This is a genomic window from Candidatus Symbiopectobacterium sp. NZEC135, from assembly GCF_025962695.1.
In genome coordinates this window covers 1-1,796 of sequence record NZ_JAGFPF010000319.1, presented here as the reverse complement: position 1 = coordinate 1,796, position 1,796 = coordinate 1, and the positions used below count along the sequence as shown (strand labels likewise).

Sequence of the window (1,796 nt, the reverse complement as noted above, 5' to 3'; positions counted from 1 at the left end):
AACCCTGTAACAGGCTGTAATCCACTTTTTCCGTCATTCCGGTAGGATAGCGCACCCCTGTCAGCAAAAGGTTTGGCGTGCCGTCAACAGAGTCGTATTCAAAATACCAGCGCAGGCTTTCCGTACCAGAGACCTGGCGATGCAGTGTATTCAGCCAGGTATCATTAATCCGCTCAAATAAAACCTGATACTCATCGGATGAACCCGGCCAAACAACCATATTGACAGCATAGCCATACTCAACCCGTAATAATGTTCCGAACTCATCATCAATACGGGACAACCTGGCATATTGTCCACTCCAATTCCAGAATAAAGTCAGTGTGCGTCCCAAGGGCGAAATCACTCTGGTTGTCACGAACGTTTGACCATCATCAGTAATGGTTAATAACTCCTTTTTCCCCTCCTTCCACAAGACAGTATATCCATCAGCAGCATCAAATCCGTTGGTATACGAAAAGCGAAAGTTATCTAACTTCTTGTTGCGCACAATATCTGAGCCAGGCATAACCCGGTATTGTTCACCGTCACTCAGTTCCAAGAGGTTATTGCGATTATTAAACTGTGTCAGACCAATGCCAAACCCTCTGCCAAACCCAGCGTCCGTCATATTTAACGGAGAATAACGTAGCGACAAAGAGAGCTCAGGCCCCAGTTGATTATTTCCCACTACGTTGGCTAATGGGAAATTAACCATAAACTGCCCCGTACGTGGATCGACCTGAGTTTCCAGCGCACCGACAAAGTTACCAGATTGGGACGAGAATGTATTGTTCATCGTTTAAATCACTTATTGATAATAATCATTTCACATGAGATTTATATTTCAAGCGCACCTAAACATGCAAAACCGATCATCAACTGGCTACAGAAACACCGTTGATTATCAATCTCCCTATTTCATCTTTATTTTCACTTACTGAAATGCTAATAATACCAGAATTTCCAAATTGATCGAAGACAGAAATATGAGCAGGTATAGGAGAGTTATTCCATCCTTTACTACCCCATGTTTCGCCGGTATAGAAATAAGCACAATGTCTGACATGAAGCATTGCAATAGCGATACTTGAACGATCTATTGTGGTGTTAAAAACAGCATTACTAAGTGGAAGTTTTAACGTCCATTCTGTCGGCCTGTATTGCGAGTTCTTACCAAATATAGCCAATCCACCAGACGTTGAGCTCCTTACACCAAACTCGCTCATATCGATAAATACCATACTCGTATCGTACACCTGTACAGGCGCGGGTAATTTATCATCACGCGTATTGAAACCACATAAAATATCAACACCTGATTGCCCGCTCCGGGTTACTACATTATATCCAGGTACCGGCGTTCTATTACCATTAATTATTTTAAGAACAAAAGGCCAGCCCTCTTTTGAAGATATTCGTAGCGACCGGTAATAGGCTTTCCCCTTATTAAACACGGCTTCACTACCATCAGCAGGGGAATGATCTGAACTTAGGTTGACAGGCAGCTTATCCGAGAGCAAATTCATTTGCTCGAGACGGCTCCAACCATCAGATATTACTATGTTGGATGAAACACCATAATCTATAGGTTCAAGTGACGAGATGGTGATATTTTGAGGGTTTTTGAAAACGCTACCACTTCCCCCACCAGGCCCATTTAGGGTAGTAGTGCCATGTTCGGAGGTATCAAACTTACCGACCCCCGGTATGTCTATCCCCAATGAAATCAGAGTACTAGGTATTGCTTTTCCACAGCTCAGATAACAGGTCAGGAAGTTATCTCCTGGTGTCAGTGAATCTGCACTATTGGCACT

1 protein-coding gene and 1 pseudogene are annotated in these 1,796 nt (G+C 43.3%); both read right to left on the bottom strand.

Going from position 1 to position 1,796, the window contains the following annotated elements:
* A pseudogene (locus J5224_RS26390) lies at positions 1–778 on the bottom strand (type IV secretion protein Rhs); the annotation flags it as partial.
* Positions 779–857: 79 nt separating this feature from the next.
* A partial coding sequence (locus tag J5224_RS26385; protein ID WP_264628134.1) for a hypothetical protein occupies positions 858–1,796 on the bottom strand: 939 nt, incomplete at its 5' end.